The sequence below is a fragment of the Bosea vestrisii genome, assembly GCF_030144325.1.
GTDB lineage: Bacteria > Pseudomonadota > Alphaproteobacteria > Rhizobiales > Beijerinckiaceae > Allobosea > Allobosea vestrisii_A.
Window position 1 is genome coordinate 1,619,564 of record NZ_CP126307.1, and the last position, 18,293, is coordinate 1,637,856.

Here is an 18,293-nt window from a genome sequence, read left to right on the forward strand (position 1 = left end):
CGGCGTAACGTGCACGAGCGCGGCGTCTCCTCGGCCCAACATGGCCTCGTGCTCGCGCTTGCCTCCGCCGCCGCCTTCGGCACCAACATCGTCAGTGCCCAGCTCGCCGGCCATGCCGGGCTGAGCGGCCCGCTCATCGTCTTCTACCGCGTCTTCCTGATGCTGGCGCTCGTCGTCGGCGCGGCCTTCCTCTGGCGCGCCAGCCTCTCCGTGCCGCGCCATCGCTGGCCGGCGCTCGCTTTGTTCGGCATCAGCACGGCGCTCACCGCCTGCGCCTATCTCTCTTCGGTCGCCTTTCTGCCGATCACGGTGGCGGCCGTGGTCTTCTACACCTTCCCCATCCTGATCGTGCTCACCGAGCCACTCTTCACCCCGGCCCGCTTCAGCCTCGACCGGGTCGTGATCGCGCTCGTCGCCTTCCTCGGCGTCGCCATGGTGGTCGGGCCCGACTGGCACGGGCTCGACCCGCGCGGCCTCGCGCTCGCGCTCGCCGCGAGCGTGCTGGCCGCAGTGCAGTTCTTCTCGGCGGCCCGCTGCGGCGACACCGGAACCTTGCCCAAGCTGTTCTGGTCGCATCTCATCATCCTGCCGGTGACGCTGGCGATCCTCGCCCTCACCGGCCTGTTCCAGCCGCCCTCGGCGCTGGCGCTCGCACCGATCGCAGTCGCGGTGACGATCGGCGGCTATCTGATCGGCTTTCTGCTCCAGGTGCTGGCGCTGGCACGCGTCGCGCCCGGACCGGCGGCTCTCGCCTTCTGCGCCGAGCCGGTCTTCGCCGTGGCGATCGCCGCGGTCTTCCTCGGCGAGCGCGTCGGCTCCCTGCAATATGCCGGTGGCGCTCTTGTCGTCGCCGCGATCATCGCCAATGTAATACTGGAACAAAAGCGAGCCCGCCGGCTGCCGGTGGTGGCCGCGCCAGGAACCTGAAGCGCATGTCTGAGCAGCCCCTGCGCCCCGCGCCGATTCCGTTGACGCTGCTGACCGGCTTCCTCGGCGCCGGCAAGACCACCTTGCTCAACCGGTTGCTCAAGGACCCGGCCCTTGCCGAGACCGTGGTGCTGGTCAACGAGTTCGGCGAAATCGGCCTCGACCATCTCTTCGTCGAGGGCATCGAGGACGGCATGATCCTGCTTGCCTCGGGCTGCCTGTGCTGCACCATCCGCGACGACCTGATCGTCACCCTTGAGGACCTGCTGCGCCGACTCGACAATGGCCGCGTCGCCCCGTTCAAGCGCCTGGTGATCGAGACCACCGGCCTCGCCGACCCGGCGCCGGTCCTCAACGTCCTGATCAACCACCCCTATCTCGCCATGCGCTTCAAGCTCGACGGCGTCGTCACGCTGGTCGACGCCGTCAATGGCATGGCAACCCTCGACGCACACCCCGAAGCGCTCCGACAGGTGGTTGCAGCTGATCGGCTAGTGCTGACCAAGGCCGACATCGCGACCGACGAAGAGGCCGTCACAGCACTGCGCAAGCGGCTCGGCGAGCTCAATCCCGGCATTGCGATCCTGCCTCCCGATGCCCCGGCTGAGGCGCTGGTCGGCGCCGGTCTCTACGACATCGCCGAGCGCCCGGACGAACTGCGCCGCTGGCTCGCCGCCGAAACTCTGCATGGCCATGATCACGATCACGATCATCACCACGATCATGGCGAGACCCATGGCCATCACGGCAGCCACAACCATCATCACCATGACATCAACCGCCACGACGCCAGCATCCGCGCCTTCACGCTGACGGCCGAGACGCCGATCCGCGAGGCGACCTTCGACCTGTTCTGGACCCTGCTGCGCTCGACCCATGGCGCCAGGCTGCTCCGGCTGAAGGGGCTGGTCGCGCTCGCCGAGCATCCCGACGGACCGTTGCTGGTCCATGCCGTCCAGCAGATCCTGCACCCGCCGGTGATGCTCCCTGCTTGGCCGGATGCTGATCATCGCTCCCGCCTCGTCCTGATCGTCAAGGATCTGGAGGAGGAGACGGTCGCCCGGCTCTGGTCGGCCTTCCTCGGCCGACCCGCACCTGCCCAGGCGCAGCCTGATCACCACCACCATCACGCCTGACCGGCTTGCCCCGCCCGGCCCGTTTCTTGGTTCGTAGCGCGCAGACCCCTGCGCCGTCCCGCGCCTGCGTGCCGATCCGGCACGAAAGCGCCCCGAAGCAGGGCGAGCCGCGAAAGGGCTGCGCCATGCCGAACCTTGCCGCCTCTGCGATGCCAGCGAGCCTGACGGCGCTCGAGCGTGCCCGCACCGTCGAGCCCTCTGCAGACGGAAGCCCGCTCCGGCTCGAGCGCCGCACGCTCGCCGCCTGCGCCGCCATCGAGACTGAATGGCGCGACCTCGCCGCCCGCGCCATCGAGGCAAACCCCTTCTTCGAGCCCGATTTCGCCCTCCCTGCCGCCCAGCACCTCGTCGATTTCCGCGACACGCCCGTGCTGCTGATCTGGAGCGGTGCGGCCGCATCGCGGCGCCTGCTCGGCTTCGTCCCGGCTCGTCTCCAACGCCGCTTGCTCGGTCATGACGAGCTGACCGGCTTGAGCAACCCCCGCCTTGGCATCGCCACGCCGCTGATCGACGCGGATCAGGCGGAGCGCGTCGTCGCCACCCTGCTCCACGCCCCCGGCCGATGGGGTCTTGCCAACACGCAAAACCTCCAGCTGCACCACCTTGATCTCGATGGCCCGTTCCTGCGCAGCCTGTTGCGGGTTGCCGAACACACGGGCCACGCCGCCTCGCTCGAACCGGCGCCGGAACCGCCAGCCAGCGTGGGCGCACCGGATCTCACGGCCTTGCGCCACGGCCTGTCGCGCCACGGCAAGCTCGCCTTCACCGAGTCCGGCTCGCGCCAGGAACTGCGCGACATGGTCGAGCTTCACCTCGCGCTCGAAGCCTCTGGCCCACTGGCACGCGCCGGCGCCGCCGCGCTTCAGGACATCCGCGAGAGCGCCTTCCTGCGCACCATGACCCGCAATCTCGCGGGCGCGCATCGCTGCCGAGTCGGTTTGCTCAACCTCGACGACAAGCCCATCGCCGGCGTTATCCTGATCGGCAAGGGACCACGCCTCTGGCTCTATTCCGGCGCGGAGGATGATCGCTTCGTCAGCTTCGCGCCGCTGGCGCAGCTCGTCGCCTGGCTCGGCCGGCGCGGTCGCCAGCGCGAGATCATCGGCGACGTCCCCGGCCCGCACGCCGTCACGGCGCCGCTGCGGCTCCGCGACATCCGGCTTTCCGTCTCGACGGCGGCGGCCCGCCGTGCACCGATCATCATCCGGCGTCGCGCAGCAGCCGCCTGATGATCTTGCCGGTGGTGGTCATCGGCAATTCGCTGCGGAATTCGATCTCGCGCGGATATTCATGCGCGGCCAGCCGCTCGCGCACGAAGCCCTGGATCTCCTTGACGAGCTGCGGCGAGGCCTCATAGCCGGGCTTCGGCACGATGAAAGCCTTGACGATCTCGGTTCGCAGCGCGTCGGGCTTGCCGACCACGGCGGCGAGCGCGACCGCCGGATGGCGCAGTAGGCAATCCTCGATCTCGCTTGGCCCGATCCGATAGCCGGACGAGGTGATGACGTCGTCGTCGCGGCCGACGAAGCGGATATAGCCCTGCGCATCCTGCGAGCCCTGGTCGCCCGTCGTCATCCAGTCGCCGATGAACTTGGCTTCCGTGGCCTCGGGCTTGCGCCAATAATGCAGGAACATCACCGGGTCGGGCCGGCGCACCGCGATCTGCCCCTCCTCCTCCGGCTCGCACAGGCTGCCATCAGGCCGGATCACCGCGACCTCATGGCCCGGCACCGCCTTGCCGATGAAGCCCGGCTTGACCACGCCGATCGCGGCGCAGGAGGCGAGCACGAGGTTGCACTCGGTCTGGCCGTAGAATTCGTTGATGGTGAGGCCCAGCTTCTCGCGGCCCCAGGCCAGGGTCTCGGCTCCGAGCGATTCCCCGCCCGAGGCGACCGTGCGCAGCTTGAGATCGTAGCGTCCGCGCGGATTCTCGACCGCCCGCAGCATGCGCAGCGCCGTCGGCGGAATGAAGCAGTTGCGCACCCCGACATCCGCCATCAGCCGCAATGCCTCATCGGGATCGAACTTCGCCGCCGGTCGCGCCACGATCGGGATGCCGTGATGCAGTGCCGGCAGCAGGTTGTTGAGCAAGCCGCCGGCCCAGGCCCAGTCGGCCGGCGTCCAGAGCAGGTCGCCCGGCTGCGGCATGAATTCATGCGGCATTTCCACCCCTGGCAGATGGCCGAGCATGACCCGATGGCCGTGCAGCGCGCCCTTGGCGTTGCCGGTGGTGCCGGAGGTGTAGATCATCAGCGCCGGATCGTCCGGTCCGCTGTCGATCGGCGCGAACTCCCCGCTTTCGGCTTCCAGCGCGCGAGCAAACCCCTCCGCTCGCCCATCCGATCCGTCGACCGAGATCACCAGTTCGAGCTCCGGCAGCGGCTCGACAATTTGGCCGAGCTTCGCAAGCCCCGCGGCATTGGTGATCAGCGCCTTTGCCGCACTGTCCCGCAGCCGATAGGACAACGCATCGGCTCCGAACAGCGCCGCAAGCGGCACCGCGATGGCGCCGAGCTTGTAGGCCGCCATATGGGCGATCGGCACATGCCGTCCCTGCGGCAGCAGGATCGCGATGCGGTCGCCCTCCCCGACACCGCGTCGGCGCAGCGCATTGGCCAGCCGATTGGACTGCGCGCGCAACTCGCCATAGCTGACCGGTACGACCGACCAGTCGGGCTGCATTTCGAGGATCGCGACCTTGCCGGGCTCGGCTACGGCCCAACGATCGCAGCAATCGACGCCGATATTGTAACGCTCCGGAATCCGCCAGCGGAACGCGGCGCGCAGGCGCTCATAGTCGCGGATATCGGGAAGCATGCGGCAGGCCCTGGGTCTGAGGGCGCGCACGATATGCGAAGGCCGAACGCATTGTCACCTTGGCCTAAAGTAAACCAGCGGGCGGCTCAGAACGCCCGTTCGGCTTCGGCTGGCAGGAAGCCTTCGGCGAAGGCGTTGCCGGCCTTCGCCTTGTCCTTGAACGGGAAGGTTAGCGCGATCTGATCGAGTGCCTTCTGCCAGCGGGCCTTGTCGATGCCACCGAAGCCGTTCGCCTTGACGTTCGGCGTCATCACATAGTGATCGAGCGCCATCCTGAGGCGCTGCAGCTCGATCTCGGGGCGCGCCCCCTCATTACGCTGGAGCACGGCGGCGATCGCCGCATCGGGATCTGCGACGACGTCCCTGACGCTGCGCGTGATCGCCCGCAGCAGGCCACGCACCGCCTGCGGCTTCTCGGCCAGCAGCTTCGGCGAGACGATCACGGCGTTGCCGTAGAGCTCGACGCCATGATCGGCCATCAGCAGGGTGACGATGTCCTCGGCCGGTACGCCGCGCGCCTTCATGTTGACGACGGAGGTATGCGCGTAACCGAAGATCGCATCGACCTCCCCGGAAGCCAACATCGGCTCGCGGACGGGGAACCCGATATTCTCGAGCCTGATCTTGGCATCGTCGATGCCGTTGACCTTCTTGAAGACCGGCCATTGCGCGAAGGCGCCATCGGCCGCTGGCGCGCCGAGCTTCTTGCCTTCGAGACTCTTGGGATCGGTCGTGATGCCGCGGCTCTTGCGCCCGACGATAGCGAAGGGCGGCCGGTCATAGACCATCATCACCGCCTTGAGATCGACGCTGGGATTCTCGTCGCGGAAGCGGATCAGCGAGTTCACATCGCCGAAGCCGGCGTCATAGCCACCGGTCACGACCCGCGGAATGGCTTCGCGCGAGCCTGTGCCGGGCTCGATCGTGACAAAGAGGCCCTCGTCGCCGAAATAGCCCTTCTCCAGCGCGATGAGGAACAGCGCCGCCGGCCCCTCGAAGCGCCAGTCCAGCGTGAACTTGAGCTGCGTTGCGGCTGTGGCGCGCCCGGAAAACCCCGTCGACGCGGCCAGCGCGCCTCCGGCGAGAACGCACCCGAAGCCGCGCCGCGACAACGGCACGTGAAACGGGGGGATCGCAGCGGACATGTCAGGCTCCGGAATAACGGCGGCCGATAGAGCGGGATGCGAAAAGTGGGAACCGGTTTTTCGCGTCGATCCCGCTCTAAACTCTTAGAACCGATCACGTTTATGATTTTGGATCGGTTCGATCCAAAATCACGTGATCTAGAGGCGGCAGCAACTCACGGACTCCGTTCCAGCAAACATCGTGCCGGAGAAGCATTCGCCTAGAAGGACCCAACTAGCCGGAAGGTCAAGCGGCAACAGGGCGAGAACACGGCGAAATCGCGGAAATGGTTACGTTTTTCTACGGCAGCGCTACCAGAGTCACAGTGGCAGCGCCCCGTCGGTCTTGACCTCCTCCATCACCGCATAGGTACGCGTCTCGCGCACCGCCGGCAGCGCCAGCAGGACCTCGCCGAGGAAGCGGCGATAGGCGTTCATGTCGGCGACCCGGGTCTTGACCAGATAATCGAAGCCGCCGGCGACCATATGGCATTCCAGCACCTCAGGCGCCCGCTTCACCGCCGCGGCGAAGCGCTCGAAGGCATCGGGTGTCGTCTTGTCAAGATAGACCTCAACGAAGACCAGGAGGTGCAGGCCGAGCTTCACCGGATCGAGCGTGGCGCGATAGCCGGTGATGAAGCCCTCGCGCGCCAGCCGCTTCAACCGCTCGCCAGTCGCAGTCGGCGACAGGCCGACCTTCTCCGCCAGCTCGACGCCGGCTGCGCGGCCGTCGTTCTGGAGCAGAGCGAGCAGGCGCCGGTCGGTCCGATCAAGAACCGGATTATTCTCTGCCATCTGAAATTCCTACGGGATTACCTACGGCATATTCGCTGAAATCTTCATTGATATCCAGCCCGCTTGCGATGATTCTGCAGATCATCCCGCCGCCGAGACCCGGAGCCCTCTTCATGGCAGCCTTTGCCCCGCGACCTGCCGCCGACACTGCGCCCGTCTTCCACGCGCCCTATGCCGAGGACGACGCCGCGATCGCCGGTCGCCTGCTCTCCGGCGGCCGGCGCGAGCCTGCCGCCAAGGCCCGGATCGATGCCCGCGCCACCTCGCTGGTCGAGGCGATCCGCACCCGCAAGGTCGGCCTCGGCGGCATCGAGGAACTGCTGCGCGAGTATTCGCTCTCGACCAAGGAAGGCCTCGCGCTGATGGTACTGGCCGAGGCGCTGCTGCGCGTGCCCGACGCCGCCACCGCCGACCGGCTGATCGAGGACAAGCTCGGCCAGGGCGACTTCGCCCACCATGAATCCAAGTCCGATGCCTTTCTGATCTCGGCCTCGTCCTGGGCGCTCGGCATCACCGCCCGCATCATCCAGCCCGGCGAAACCCCGACCAGCATCATCGGCAGCCTCTCCAAGCGCCTCGGCGTGCCCGCGGTGCGCACCGCGACGCGCCAGGCCATGCGCGTCATGGGCAATCATTTCGTCCTCGGCCAGACGATCGAGGAGGCGCTGAAGCGCGCCCGCTCCGGCTCCGGCAAGCTCTACCGCTACTCCTTCGACATGCTCGGCGAAGGCGCCCGCACCCAAGCCGACGCCGACCGCTACTACGCCTCCTACGCCGACGCGATCGACGCCATCGGCCGCTCGGCCGGCAACGACAAGCTGCCGAACCGGCCCGGCATCTCGGTCAAGCTCTCGGCGCTGCACCCGCGCTACGAGGCGACCAATCGCGAGCGCGTGCTGGCCGAACTCACCCCGAAGGTCGTCGAGCTCGCCCGCAAGGCCAAGAAGTACGACCTCAACTTCACCGTCGACGCCGAGGAGGCCGACCGGCTCGAGCTCTCGCTCGACGTCATCGCCGCAGTGCTAGCCGATCCCTCGCTCGCCAGCTGGGACGGTTTCGGCCTCGCCATCCAGGCCTATCAGAAGCGCGCCGCCGCGGTGATCGACCACATCGCTGCCCTCGCCGAGACTTACGACCGCCGCCTGATGGTGCGCCTGGTCAAGGGCGCTTATTGGGACACCGAGTTGAAGCGCGCCCAGGAGCGCGGCCTGCCCGACTATCCGGTCTTCACCCGCAAGGCGATGACCGACCTGAACTACGAGGCCTGCGCCAGGCAGCTCCTCGCTTTGCGCCCGCGCATCATCCCCCAGTTCGCCACGCATAACGCGCTGACAGTCGCGGCCGTCGCCGAGATGGCCGGCAACGCCGACAACTTCGAGTTCCAGCGCCTGCACGGCATGGGCGAGGCGCTCTATGAGCGCCTGCTGCAGGAAGATTCCGGTTTCGCCTGCAGGACCTACGCTCCGGTCGGTGGCCATCAGGACCTGCTCGCCTATCTCGTCCGCCGCCTGCTCGAGAACGGCGCCAACTCCTCCTTCGTTTCGGTCTCGGGCGATCCCGACGTGCCTGTCGCCCAGCTCCTGGTGCCGCCAGCCGACCTGATCGGTACGCCGAGCGCGGCGCGCCATCGCCGCATCCCGCTGCCGGCCGAGCTCTTCGGACCCTCGCGCCGCAACTCCGCCGGCGTCGAGCTCGGCGATGCGGAAAGCCTCGCGACCCTGCTTGCCGAGATCCGCGCCGCCGCGGCCAAGCCCGTGCCCGACGCCGTGCCGCTGATCGACGGCAAGCCCGGCTCCGGCACGACCCGCGACGTGCTCTCGCCGATCGACGGCAAACCGGTCGGCCGCGTCACCGAGGGCGATGCCGCCAGCGCCGACAAGGCGATGGCCGCCGCCAAGGCCGGCTTCCACGCCTGGAACGCGACACCGGCTCGCAACCGCGCCGCCTCGCTCCGCCAGGCCGCCGATTTGATGGAAGCGCGCCGCGGCCCGATCCTGGCGCTGCTCCAGTCCGAGGCCGGCAAGACGCTGGACGACGCCATCGCCGAGCTGCGCGAGGCCGTCGACTTCCTGCGCTATTACGCGGCGGAGGCCGAAGCGAAGTTCGCCGTGCCGACCGCCCTTCCCGGCCCGACCGGCGAGGAGAACCGCCTGATCCTGCGCGGCCGCGGCCCGTTTGTCTGCATCGCCCCCTGGAACTTCCCGCTCGCGATCTTCGTCGGCCAGGTCGCCGCTGCGCTCGTCGCCGGCAACAGCGTCGTCGCCAAGCCGGCGCCGCAGACCCCGCTGATCGCTGCGCTCGCCGTGCGCCTCCTCCACGAGGCCGGCATCCCCAAGACCGCGCTGCACTTCGCCCCCGGCGACGGCAAGCTCGGCGCTGCCCTCGTCGCGCACAAGGACGTCGCCGGCGTCGCCTTCACCGGCTCGACCGCGACCGCCCGCGCCATCAACCGCGCCCTCGCCAACAAGGACGGCCCGATCGTCCCGCTGATCGCCGAGACCGGTGGCCTCAACGCCATGATCGTCGACGCGACCGCGCTGGCCGAGCAGGTCGCCGACGACGTCGTTCTCTCCGCCTTCCGCTCGGCCGGCCAGCGCTGCTCGGCGCTGCGCCTGCTCGTCGTGCAGGAGGACGTCGCCGACAAGATGGTCGAGATGATCGAGGGCGCCGCCAGCGAACTCACCTTGGGTGATCCGCGTGCGATCGAGACCCATGTCGGCCCGGTGATCGACGCCGCCGCCAAGGAACGGCTCGATGCCCACATCGCCGCGATGCGCGCCGCCGGCCGCGTCGCCTATGCCGGCAAGATGCCTTCTCTGCCCGGCACCTTTGTCGCCCCGCACATCATCCGGCTCGACAAGGTCGCGGACCTCGCCGCCGAGCATTTCGGCCCGGTCCTGCATGTCGTGCGCTGGAAGGCGGGCCAGCTCGACAAGGTGCTCGCCGAGATCGAGGCGACCGGCTACGGCCTGACCTTCGGCCTGCATTCGCGCATCGAGACGACGGTCGAGCTGGTCGTCGACCGGCTCTCGACCGGCAACATCTATGTCAACCGCAACATGATCGGCGCGGTCGTCGGCGTGCAGCCCTTCGGCGGCCACGGATTGTCGGGCACCGGCCCCAAGGCCGGCGGCCCGAACTACCTGCCCCGCTTCGCCACCGAGCAGACGGTGACGATCAACACCGCGGCGGCGGGCGGCAACGCCTCGCTGATCGCGATGGGGGAGTGAGCCTTTTCCTTCTCCCCTTGCGGGAGAAGGTGGCCCGAAGGGCCGGATGAGGGTCGCGCTGCGCTGTCGGCTTTGGCAGAGAAGAAGTACCACTCCCGCTAGGTGGAGAGACCCCTCACCCCAACCCTCTCCCGCAAGGGGAGAGGGGGTTCCGTCGCGTCTCCCGCCCTACTCAGCTCGCCTTCGCCACGGCCTGGCGCAGCCGCGCGATCGCCTCGTCGGCGCCTGCCTTGACCTGGATGTCGAGCGAGCCGGAATCCTGCTCGATGCGGGCGATCAGGGCCTCGACGCTGAGCACCTCGCCGGCGGCGACGAGCTTCAGCACCGCATTCGACAGCACGTTCGGCCAGAAGGCCGCGCCGCCCTTGGCCAATCCCTTGGCCTTGCGGCCCTCGAATTCCTTGGCGAGCTGTTCGGGGGTCTTCCTGGCCATGATCTGTGTTTTCCGTGAATCGCGATTGAAGGCGAGCTTATAGCAGCCTGCCCGCATAGCGCTCGCCCCGCATCCCCGGAATCGCCTCGAGCTGCGCCTTGTGCGCGGCGATCCGCCGCTCCGCCTCGCGCCACGCCGTGTCGGCGTCGGCACCTTGGCTACGCAGCCGGATCGCCTCCTGGAAGGTCGCGCGCTCTTCCTCCGAGAGCGCGGTCGAGATGAACTCGCCGGCGCACTGGTCGCCATTCGGCCCGGTGCAGGCTTTTGCCCGCCGGCAGTCCTTGCGGCCGCACAGGCGCCAGAGCTCCCAGATCGTCGCGACCCTGCGCAGCATGATCGGCCGCTCACGCTGGAAGCGCTCGAACTCCTCTTTCGTCGCGCCGCGATGGTCGGGATTGCGGGGCATGAGAGGCTCCTTTCCAGAGGGCTCCGTCCGAAGGTGAAGAGCGCGGGGAACCCTCTCCTGGAAGGAGAGGGCAGGGTGAGGTGTGGGAGATCGGACCAGTGCTGCGAGCGCTCACCGCGCGGTTGGGTTCAGGCGAACGTTTCCAGTCCGAACACCTCACCCCTGCCCCTCTCCTTCCAGGAGAGGGGTTCCCCGCGCTTCCCGCGCCCAAGCATCATCCCCGCCCGCAGGCTCGTCCCGCGGGCGTTATCGCAATCGAGGGGCAGCGGAGCGCCGCGAGGCGCGTTTGGTATTCCGCTTCCATTGAGCCAGGAAGCGGCGGATGGGTTGAGCCACCACCCGCACGCCCCGTGGCGCTCCGCCATCGGCGATTTTAAAGCTCCGGGCCGCGCTTCTTCGGATCGGCCGCCGATCCCGCCCGCCGCCTTCGCCAGTGTCCCTCATCGGGTCGTCGCGTCGGCGCTCGGGCGGTTGGTCATCGGCGGGCGTCCAGCTAGCGAGCTCCTCGCGCAGGGGCCGTAGTACCCCCAGGTCGGTTCCCGAAGCCTCCCGGGAGCGAGGCGCAACCCTCGCCCGCAGGCGCCGCACCCACCCCGCCAAACGACATGCCTCCGGATGGCCGCCCCTCGGGGATGGGATGCGGCGGAGTATACGGGAGGTCGGGATAAGTTGGCGGTCTATCACCATTGAGCGCTGGAACCTCGTCCCATTCCACATGAGAGAAGGTGGCGTGAGCGCCAGTGAAGTCTGAGGGCAATTTGTAAAACGACGGGTGATCGCGCTCGAAGTCGGTACAGGTTAGGAAGTCATACTTTCGCAGTGGTAGCGCATTTGATCTCACGCAAAGGTTGCGCAGGAGGTGGTCACGCGCTGTTATCAGTTCGGGCTGTATACGAACTATGGGGTCTGGGGGAAAAATGGTAGATAAACTCGATGTGGAGATCGAGGAATTGCTCCTCGATCAAGATAATCCACGCACTGGCCATGTCGGCTCTCAGGCCGAGGCCCTCGCCGCGATAATTCGGCTGAGCACATCGAATTTCCGCAACATGATGAGAAGCATAAAAGATCATGGGCTTGATCCTGGGGACTCCTTCTACCTTGTCCAATTGGATATAGACGCTGAATACACGGTCGTGGATGGCAACCGCCGACTGGCGGCTCTCAAGGTGCTGAAGAACCCCGATCTTCTAAAGGGCACTCAATTGCCCGATACCATCCAGCGCCCTCTCGTCAAAGAGACTGAGGGCTTCCAGCTGCCCGACGATTTTTCGGTGAGTGCCGTATTGTTTGCAAATCGCGAAGATGCAGGTGAATGGATCGAGCGGCGGCACGGCAAGGGCCTGACGGCGAAGGCCGCATTGCCTGGAATTCTTTTGAAATCCAGCGTTTCCAAAATGACCGCTCCGTACTCGATGTAATCGAGTTCGTTGAAAAAAATTCCACTTTTGCTGACGATGAGTGGAACCGAATCAAAGGTCACGTCGTAAAAATACGAGCACACTGAAGCGTTTCTTGGATTCGAAGCCTGGCAAGAACGTGATCGGGTATAACGCCGGTGTAAAACAGGCAGGCCCGACCTTCACAAAAGATCCAGAATTTGTCCTATCCGTCCTGTCCCAAGTGGTAGCCGATATAGACGCTGGCGCGGTAACTAGCCGAACGCATAACACTGCGTCTGATATTGATGGTTATTTTGAATCGCTTCCAAAAGAATTGAAAGCAAAAGGTGTTAAAACCGGCGCTCCAAAAGCATTCGCTGACACCATGATTAAGGACGGGAAGACCCGGCCACGACAATTACCGAAGATCAATCCCACTCCCACTAAAAAAGAGAAGAAAACGCCTCCACCCCGTCGAACTCTCGCGCCCCAGAAGCACACTTTCGCCGCGCCGCCAGGCGAAAAAGGACAACAGCTTTTAAGGGAAGCAGCCCGCCTGAAAATACGCGAAACACCGCTCAGCGCCGCTTTCTGCTTTCGCGCTGTCATAGAGTATACCGTCGATACCTATATGAAGGCGCACGGCATCCCGGCCTTCGAACAAAACAAAGAATTAAACCTACAACAGCGACTGGACCGAGTGACCACACATCTTGTTTCTAATAGCCGCGCTAAAAATGCTGATTTAGCGGCCATTCGTTCAACTCTTAACACCGGACCTATGTCAGTAGGCGCTCTTAATGGTTTTATTCATAATAGTTTCCAAATGCCAACTGCCGAAAACCTTCGGATCGCTTGGGAACACGCAGTGCCATTTTTTACTGCTGTATACGGAGCAGCAAAGTGAGGTCCGCACCGCTCCAGACCCAGTCAGGTCGTTTCTCTCCGCTGCGATATCCTGGCGGAAAGGGAAAGCTCGCGAATTTCATCGCGGACATTGTTAGGATCAATAACCTCAGCGACGGCACATACATCGAGCCGTATGCTGGAGGGGCTGCTGTAGCTTGGGAGCTTCTACTGACAGGAGTGGTTAGGCGAGTCGTAATTAATGACTTGAACAAGCCGGTCTTTGAATTTTGGCAGTCGGTTCTTACGAGAACCGAGCAACTTATTCAGTTAATCGAAAGCACCCCGGTGACAATAGAATCACGGGAGCGTGCAAAAACGATTTTTATGGATCGTTCTAGCCAAGGGCTAGAACTAGGCTTCGCGACCTTCTTCCTAAATCGAACTAATCGATCAGGAATCCTCAATGGCGGCGCTATTGGAGGCAAAGCGCAGACCGGTAAATGGAAAATAGATGCTCGATTTAACAAAGTGGAACTATGTGAACGAATAAGAGCGATCAGCAGCGTTAAGAAACGTGTCACGCTTCATAATTCTGACGCGGTCGAGCTTCTCAAATCCGAGAGCAAATCGTGGGGACCAAAGGCGCTAATTTATCTCGATCCACCGTATTATGATAAAGGTCGAGAACTGTACTATAATTTCTATCAACACGGCGATCATGCTGATGTAGCATTCGCTACTCACAATCTCCAGAATGTGCACTGGATCGTTTCATACGATGACGTCGGCCCGATCTTAGATCTTTATCGCGATGCGCCTTTGCTTCGATACAGCATTGGGTACAGCGCTCGCGAGCGCGGTCGAGGGACAGAAGCGATGTTTTTCAGCCCTGGGCTAAGCGTACCCCAGGTTCAAGGCTCAATGATTGAACTCAGCCGCTCGGACGAAATTCGATCCCCCGAGCCGGACGCTTACGCTCTGTGAGAATTTTCGATCGGCCGGTCATTTGGCTATTAGCGCGACATTAACGCCCCCGCTTGACTCCCTCACCCTCCCCATCCTACGCCCATCGACGGGACACGCCGCCCCAACGCGGCGCGCCCATCTGTAAGGATGGAGACATTGATGGCGAATACGATTCCGGCAGCGCGCCCGCGCGTGCCGCATTTCTCGTCCGGCCCCTGCGCCAAGCGCCCCGGCTGGACCCTCAAGGCTCTCGGTGACGCAGCACTCGGCCGCTCGCACCGCGCCAAGATCGGCAAGGACAAGCTCAAACTCGCGATCGACCTGACGCGCGAGGTGCTGCAGATCCCGGCCGACTATCGCATTGGCATCGTGCCGGCCTCCGATACCGGCGCCGTCGAGATGGCGATGTGGAGCATGCTGGGCGCCCGCGGCGTCGACATGGTCGCCTGGGAAAGCTTTGGCGAAGGCTGGGTCACCGACGTCGCCAAGCAGCTCAAGCTGGCGGATGTGCGCACCTTCACCGCCCCCTATGGCGAATTGCCGAACCTCAGGAAGGTCGACACCAGGAACCGCGACGTCGTCTTCACCTGGAACGGCACGACCTCCGGCGTGCGCGTCGTCGACGCCAGCTGGATCGCCGATGACCGCGAGGGGCTGACGATCTGCGACGCGACCTCGGCCGCCTTCGCCCAGCGCCTCGACTGGCCCAAGCTCGATGTCGTCACCTTCTCCTGGCAGAAGGTGCTCGGCGGCGAGGCCGCGCATGGCATGATCGTGCTCTCGCCCCGCGCGGTCGAGCGGCTGCTGACCTACAAGCCGGCCTGGCCGCTGCCAAAAATCTTCCGCATGACCTCGGGCGGCAAGCTCTCCGAGGGCATTTTTGCCGGCGAGACGATCAACACGCCGTCCATGCTCGCGGTCGAGGATTATCTCGATGCGCTGGCCTGGGCCAAGAAGGTCGGCGGCCTCGACGGGCTGGTGAAGCGCGCCGACGGCAATGCCCGCGTCATCGCCAAGTTCGTGCGCGAGAACGACTGGATCGACTTCCTCGCAGTCAAGCCGAAGACGCGCTCGAACACCTCGGTGTGTCTCAGGTTCACCGATCCGGCGGTGACGGCGCTGCCGGCTGACGCGCAGGCGGCCTTCGCCAAGCAGGTCGTCTCGATCATCGAGAAGGCCGGCGCCGGCTACGATCTCGGCCATTACCGCGACGCCCCTCCCGGCCTGCGCATCTGGTGCGGCGCGACCGTCCAGAGCCGCGACCTCAAGGCACTGCTGCCGTGGATCGAATACGCCTTCAACGAGGCGAAGGCTTCGCTGGGCAAGAAGGCGGCCTGAGGCGCTTTTCCCTGTCATTCCGGGGCGCGGGCTTTCGCCCGCGAACCCGGAACCCACGACCGGGCGAGCCCTCTCCACCGCTTGATCCAGAACCGCAGCGTTGCACCCCGTCATGGGTTCCGGGTTCGGCTTCGCCGCCCCGGAATGACAGGCGGGGCGCCCTCCCCCCTTCTCAGCGCCGAAACGCTCCTCGTGCAGCGCGGCGCAGCCGGAGCCATCCCGATGACAAAACCCCGCGTCCTGATTTCCGACGCCCTTTCCCCCGCCGCCGTCCAGATCTTTCGGGATCGCGGCATCGACGTGACCTTCGATCCGAACCTCGGCAAGGACAAGGACAAGCTCGCCGCTGTGATCGGCGACTATGACGGCCTTGCCATCCGCTCGGCGACCAAGGCGACCGCCAAGCTGCTGGAGGCCGCGACCAGGCTGAAGGTGATCGGCCGCGCCGGCATCGGCGTCGACAATGTCGAGATCCCGGCCGCGACCGCCCGCGGCGTCATCGTGATGAACACGCCCTTCGGCAACTCGATCACCACCGCCGAGCACGCCATCGCGATGATGTTCGCGCTCGCCCGGCAGATCCCCTCGGCTGACGTCTCCACCCAGGCCGGCAAGTGGGAGAAGAACCGCTTCATGGGCGTCGAGATCACGGCCAAGACCCTCGGCCTGATCGGCTGCGGCAATATCGGCTCGATCGTCGCCGAGCGCGGCATCGGCCTTCGGATGCGCGTCATCGCCTTCGACCCCTATCTCTCGCCGGAGCGGGCGGTGCAGCTGGGTGTCGAGAAGGTCGAGCTCGAGGACCTGCTGAAGCGCGCCGACTTCATCACGCTGCACGTGCCGATGACGGCGATGACCAAGAACATCCTCTCGGCCGAGAACCTCGCCAAGACAAAGAAGGGCGTGCGCATCATCAACTGCGCCCGCGGCGGGCTGGTCGACGAAGCCGCGCTCGCCGACCTCATCAAGTCCGGCCATGTCGCGGGCGCCGCCTTCGACGTGTTCTCGCAGGAACCGGCTGAATCGAACCCGCTCTTCGGTCTCGACAACGTCGTCTGCACCCCGCATCTCGGCGCCTCGACCAATGAGGCGCAGGAGAATGTCGCGCTGCAGGTCGCCGAGCAGATGAGCGACTACCTGCTCAAGGGCGCGATCACCAATGCGGTGAACTTCCCGTCGATCTCGGCCGAGGAAGCGCCGCGGATCAAGCCTTTCGTCGATCTGGCGGAAAAACTCGGCTCCTTCCTCGGCCAGCTGACGGAGGCGCCGGTCAAGGGCATCCGGATCGAATACGAGGGAGCGGTCGCGAGCCTGAACCTCAAGGCGATCTCGGCGGCGGCGATCACCGGCGTGCTCAGGCCCTTCCTGCCCGAGATCAACATGGTCAACTCGGCCATGGTGGCCAAGGAGAAGGGCATCGTCGTCGAGGAGCTGACCCGCGAGGTCGCCGGCAATCTCGAAAGCGTCATTCGCATCGTCGTCGAGGCCGAGGACATGCCGCGCCATGCCTCGGGCACGGTCTTCCATGACGGCAAGCCGCGCATCATCGAGATCCGCGACATCCAGGTCGACGCCGAGTTCGCGCCGCACATGCTCTATGTCCGCAATGCCGACAAGCCGGGCTTCATCGGCCAGTTCGGCTCGCTGCTCGGCAATGCCGGCGTCAATGTCGCGACCTTCAATCTCGGCCGCGACAAGCCGGGCGGCGACGCGATCTGCTACGTCGCCGTCGACGAACCGGTCTCGGACGAACTGCTCGCCAAGATCCACGAGATCCCGATGGTCAAGCGGGCGAGAAGGCTGAAGTTCTGAAGACTGCCGAGATCGCGCCCAAACCGCGCCGCAATCTCCCTCCCCTGTGGCATCCGTCACAGGGGATTTTTCATGCCGACCCGCCTTGCCTGCGCCCTCGCCTTCACTCTTGCCGGCCTTGCTGCCTCGCCCGCCTTCGCCGACTGGGACAAGGCGAAACTTGATAGCGGCATCAAGACGATCGAACAGAGCACGAAGGGCCGCCTCGGCGTCGGCCTGATCGATCTCAAGGACCGCAAGGGCTGGTCCTCTCGCGGGGCCGAGCTCTTCCCGCTGCAGAGCGTCTTCAAGCTGCCGCTGGCGATCGGCGTGCTGCAGGCGGTCGAGGCCGGCAAGCTGAAGCTCGACCAGAAGATTACCGTCACCCGCAACGATCTCTCGCTCTATCACAGCCCGCTCGCCAAGGCCTTCAGGGGCGAACGCAACGAGTATCCGCTGCGCGAGCTTCTGGCCCGATCGACCCGTGAGAGCGACAACACCGCCGCCGACCTGCTGCTGCGCCTGATCGGCGGCCCGCAGGCGCTGACCGCGCTCTTGAAAGATGGCGGCGTCAGCGGCATCTCGGTCGATCGCTATGAGCGCGTCTTCCAGCCCGAGATTCTGGGGCTGCCCGGCTATGGCTGGGACCAGGCGATCGACACCGCCAAGTTCTACAAGGCGATCCAGGCGATCCCCGCAGCCGAGCGCAAGAAGCGCCTCGCGGCGACGCTGACTGACAAGCGCGACGCTGCGACGCCCGAGGCCTCGATCGCCTTCCTCGAAGGCCTCGCCAAGGGCACCTGGCTGCGCGATCCCGCAAACGCCGCGCTGCTCGACAAGATCATGCTCGAGGCCAAGACCGGCCCGAGCCGGATCAAGGCCGGCCTTCCGGCCGGAGCGCGCTTCGCCCACAAGACCGGTCTCGGACCGAGCGCCGACGGGCTCAATCACGCCACCAACGATATCGGCATTGTCACCTTGCCGGACGGGCGCCGCTTCGCGATCGCGGTCTATCTCGCCGGTGCGCAGGTCGGCGAGAAGGAGCGCGAGGCGGCCCATGCCGCGGTGGCGCGCCTGGCGGTGGAGAGCTTGCGATAAC

15 protein-coding genes are annotated in these 18,293 nt (G+C 65.5%); 10 read left to right on the plus strand and 5 right to left on the minus strand.

Annotated features, from left to right (window positions below):
* The first annotated feature begins 9 nt into the window (after positions 1-9).
* The 3 genes from QO058_RS08060 to QO058_RS08070 all read left to right on the plus strand — a co-directional run bounded on the left by QO058_RS08060 (position 10) and on the right by QO058_RS08070 (position 3,292).
* On the plus strand, positions 10-927 hold the full coding sequence (locus QO058_RS08060) for a DMT family transporter (RefSeq protein WP_284171512.1): 918 nt from the start codon (positions 10-12) through the stop codon (positions 925-927).
* Positions 928-932: 5 nt separating this feature from the next.
* Positions 933-2,063, plus strand: coding sequence for a CobW family GTP-binding protein (locus QO058_RS08065; RefSeq protein ID WP_284171513.1), 1,131 nt, complete (start codon positions 933-935; stop codon positions 2,061-2,063).
* A gap of 125 nt (positions 2,064-2,188) precedes the next feature.
* Positions 2,189-3,292 (plus strand): GNAT family N-acetyltransferase, encoded by a 1,104-nt coding sequence (locus tag QO058_RS08070; protein WP_284171514.1) that lies wholly within the window; start codon positions 2,189-2,191, stop codon positions 3,290-3,292.
* Here the strand turns inward: QO058_RS08070 and QO058_RS08075 are convergent.
* From QO058_RS08075 to QO058_RS08085, 3 genes are all read right to left on the minus strand, one after another.
* Positions 3,264-4,880: an acyl-CoA synthetase gene (locus tag QO058_RS08075; RefSeq protein WP_284171515.1), complete on the minus strand. Its 1,617-nt coding sequence runs from the start codon at positions 4,878-4,880 to the stop codon at positions 3,264-3,266. The genes QO058_RS08070 and QO058_RS08075 overlap by 29 nt on opposite strands.
* Before the next feature lie 86 nt (positions 4,881-4,966).
* A complete protein-coding gene (locus tag QO058_RS08080) occupies positions 4,967-6,025 on the minus strand; it encodes an ABC transporter substrate-binding protein (protein WP_284171517.1) in 1,059 nt (352 codons plus the stop codon).
* A gap of 300 nt (positions 6,026-6,325) precedes the next feature.
* Complete coding sequence (locus tag QO058_RS08085; RefSeq protein ID WP_152012054.1) at positions 6,326-6,799, minus strand: Lrp/AsnC ligand binding domain-containing protein; 474 nt, start codon at positions 6,797-6,799, stop codon at positions 6,326-6,328.
* A gap of 113 nt (positions 6,800-6,912) precedes the next feature.
* Between QO058_RS08085 and putA the strand changes: the two genes are divergently transcribed.
* On the plus strand, positions 6,913-10,029 hold the full coding sequence (gene putA, locus QO058_RS08090; protein WP_284171519.1) for a bifunctional proline dehydrogenase/L-glutamate gamma-semialdehyde dehydrogenase PutA: 3,117 nt from the start codon (positions 6,913-6,915) through the stop codon (positions 10,027-10,029).
* Positions 10,030-10,201: 172 nt separating this feature from the next.
* On the opposite strand, the gene QO058_RS08095 is transcribed toward putA, so the two are convergent.
* Together QO058_RS08095 and QO058_RS08100 are read right to left on the minus strand one after the other, a co-directional pair.
* Positions 10,202-10,462 (minus strand): hypothetical protein, encoded by a 261-nt coding sequence (locus QO058_RS08095; RefSeq protein ID WP_284171520.1) that lies wholly within the window; start codon positions 10,460-10,462, stop codon positions 10,202-10,204.
* A 37-nt stretch (positions 10,463-10,499) separates the two neighbouring features.
* Positions 10,500-10,868 carry a hypothetical protein gene (locus tag QO058_RS08100; protein WP_284171521.1) on the minus strand — a complete coding sequence of 123 codons (369 nt, stop codon included), beginning with the start codon at positions 10,866-10,868 and terminating at the stop codon, positions 10,500-10,502.
* A gap of 917 nt (positions 10,869-11,785) precedes the next feature.
* On the opposite strand from QO058_RS08100, the gene QO058_RS08105 reads away from it, so the two are divergent.
* The 6 genes from QO058_RS08105 (at position 11,786) to bla (ending at position 18,292) form a co-directional block, all read left to right on the plus strand.
* Complete coding sequence (locus QO058_RS08105; RefSeq protein ID WP_284171522.1) at positions 11,786-12,289, plus strand: hypothetical protein; 504 nt, start codon at positions 11,786-11,788, stop codon at positions 12,287-12,289.
* Positions 12,290-12,383: 94 nt separating this feature from the next.
* Complete coding sequence (locus QO058_RS08110) at positions 12,384-13,157, plus strand: hypothetical protein (protein WP_284171523.1); 774 nt, start codon at positions 12,384-12,386, stop codon at positions 13,155-13,157.
* Positions 13,154-14,083: a DNA adenine methylase gene (locus tag QO058_RS08115; RefSeq protein WP_284171524.1), complete on the plus strand. Its 930-nt coding sequence runs from the start codon at positions 13,154-13,156 to the stop codon at positions 14,081-14,083. Before QO058_RS08110 ends, QO058_RS08115 begins: the two co-directional genes overlap by 4 nt.
* A gap of 141 nt (positions 14,084-14,224) precedes the next feature.
* The gene (locus QO058_RS08120) at positions 14,225-15,403 is read left to right on the plus strand and encodes a phosphoserine transaminase (protein ID WP_284171525.1); all 1,179 of its coding nucleotides are present in this window, start codon (positions 14,225-14,227) and stop codon (positions 15,401-15,403) included.
* Between the two features lie 222 nt (positions 15,404-15,625).
* Entirely contained in the window at positions 15,626-17,215 is a 1,590-nt protein-coding gene (gene serA / locus QO058_RS08125; protein ID WP_284171526.1) for a phosphoglycerate dehydrogenase, read from the plus strand.
* A gap of 72 nt (positions 17,216-17,287) precedes the next feature.
* A complete protein-coding gene (bla, locus tag QO058_RS08130; RefSeq protein ID WP_284171527.1) occupies positions 17,288-18,292 on the plus strand; it encodes a class A beta-lactamase in 1,005 nt (334 codons plus the stop codon).
* Position 18,293: the final 1 nt, after the last annotated feature.

Coding starts and splice junctions, on each gene's coding strand:
- QO058_RS08065 (WP_284171513.1), top strand. CDS start 933: ATGTCTGAGCAGCCCCTGCGCCCCGCGCCGATTCCGTTGACGCTGCTG.
- QO058_RS08070 (WP_284171514.1), top strand. CDS start 2,189: ATGCCGAACCTTGCCGCCTCTGCGATGCCAGCGAGCCTGACGGCGCTC.
- QO058_RS08075 (WP_284171515.1), bottom strand. CDS start 4,880: ATGCTTCCCGATATCCGCGACTATGAGCGCCTGCGCGCCGCGTTCCGC.
- QO058_RS08080 (WP_284171517.1), bottom strand. CDS start 6,025: ATGTCCGCTGCGATCCCCCCGTTTCACGTGCCGTTGTCGCGGCGCGGC.
- QO058_RS08085 (WP_152012054.1), bottom strand. CDS start 6,799: ATGGCAGAGAATAATCCGGTTCTTGATCGGACCGACCGGCGCCTGCTC.
- putA (WP_284171519.1), top strand. CDS start 6,913: ATGGCAGCCTTTGCCCCGCGACCTGCCGCCGACACTGCGCCCGTCTTC.
- QO058_RS08095 (WP_284171520.1), bottom strand. CDS start 10,462: ATGGCCAGGAAGACCCCCGAACAGCTCGCCAAGGAATTCGAGGGCCGC.
- QO058_RS08100 (WP_284171521.1), bottom strand. CDS start 10,868: ATGCCCCGCAATCCCGACCATCGCGGCGCGACGAAAGAGGAGTTCGAG.
- QO058_RS08105 (WP_284171522.1), top strand. CDS start 11,786: ATGGTAGATAAACTCGATGTGGAGATCGAGGAATTGCTCCTCGATCAA.
- QO058_RS08120 (WP_284171525.1), top strand. CDS start 14,225: ATGGCGAATACGATTCCGGCAGCGCGCCCGCGCGTGCCGCATTTCTCG.
- serA (WP_284171526.1), top strand. CDS start 15,626: ATGACAAAACCCCGCGTCCTGATTTCCGACGCCCTTTCCCCCGCCGCC.
- bla (WP_284171527.1), top strand. CDS start 17,288: ATGCCGACCCGCCTTGCCTGCGCCCTCGCCTTCACTCTTGCCGGCCTT.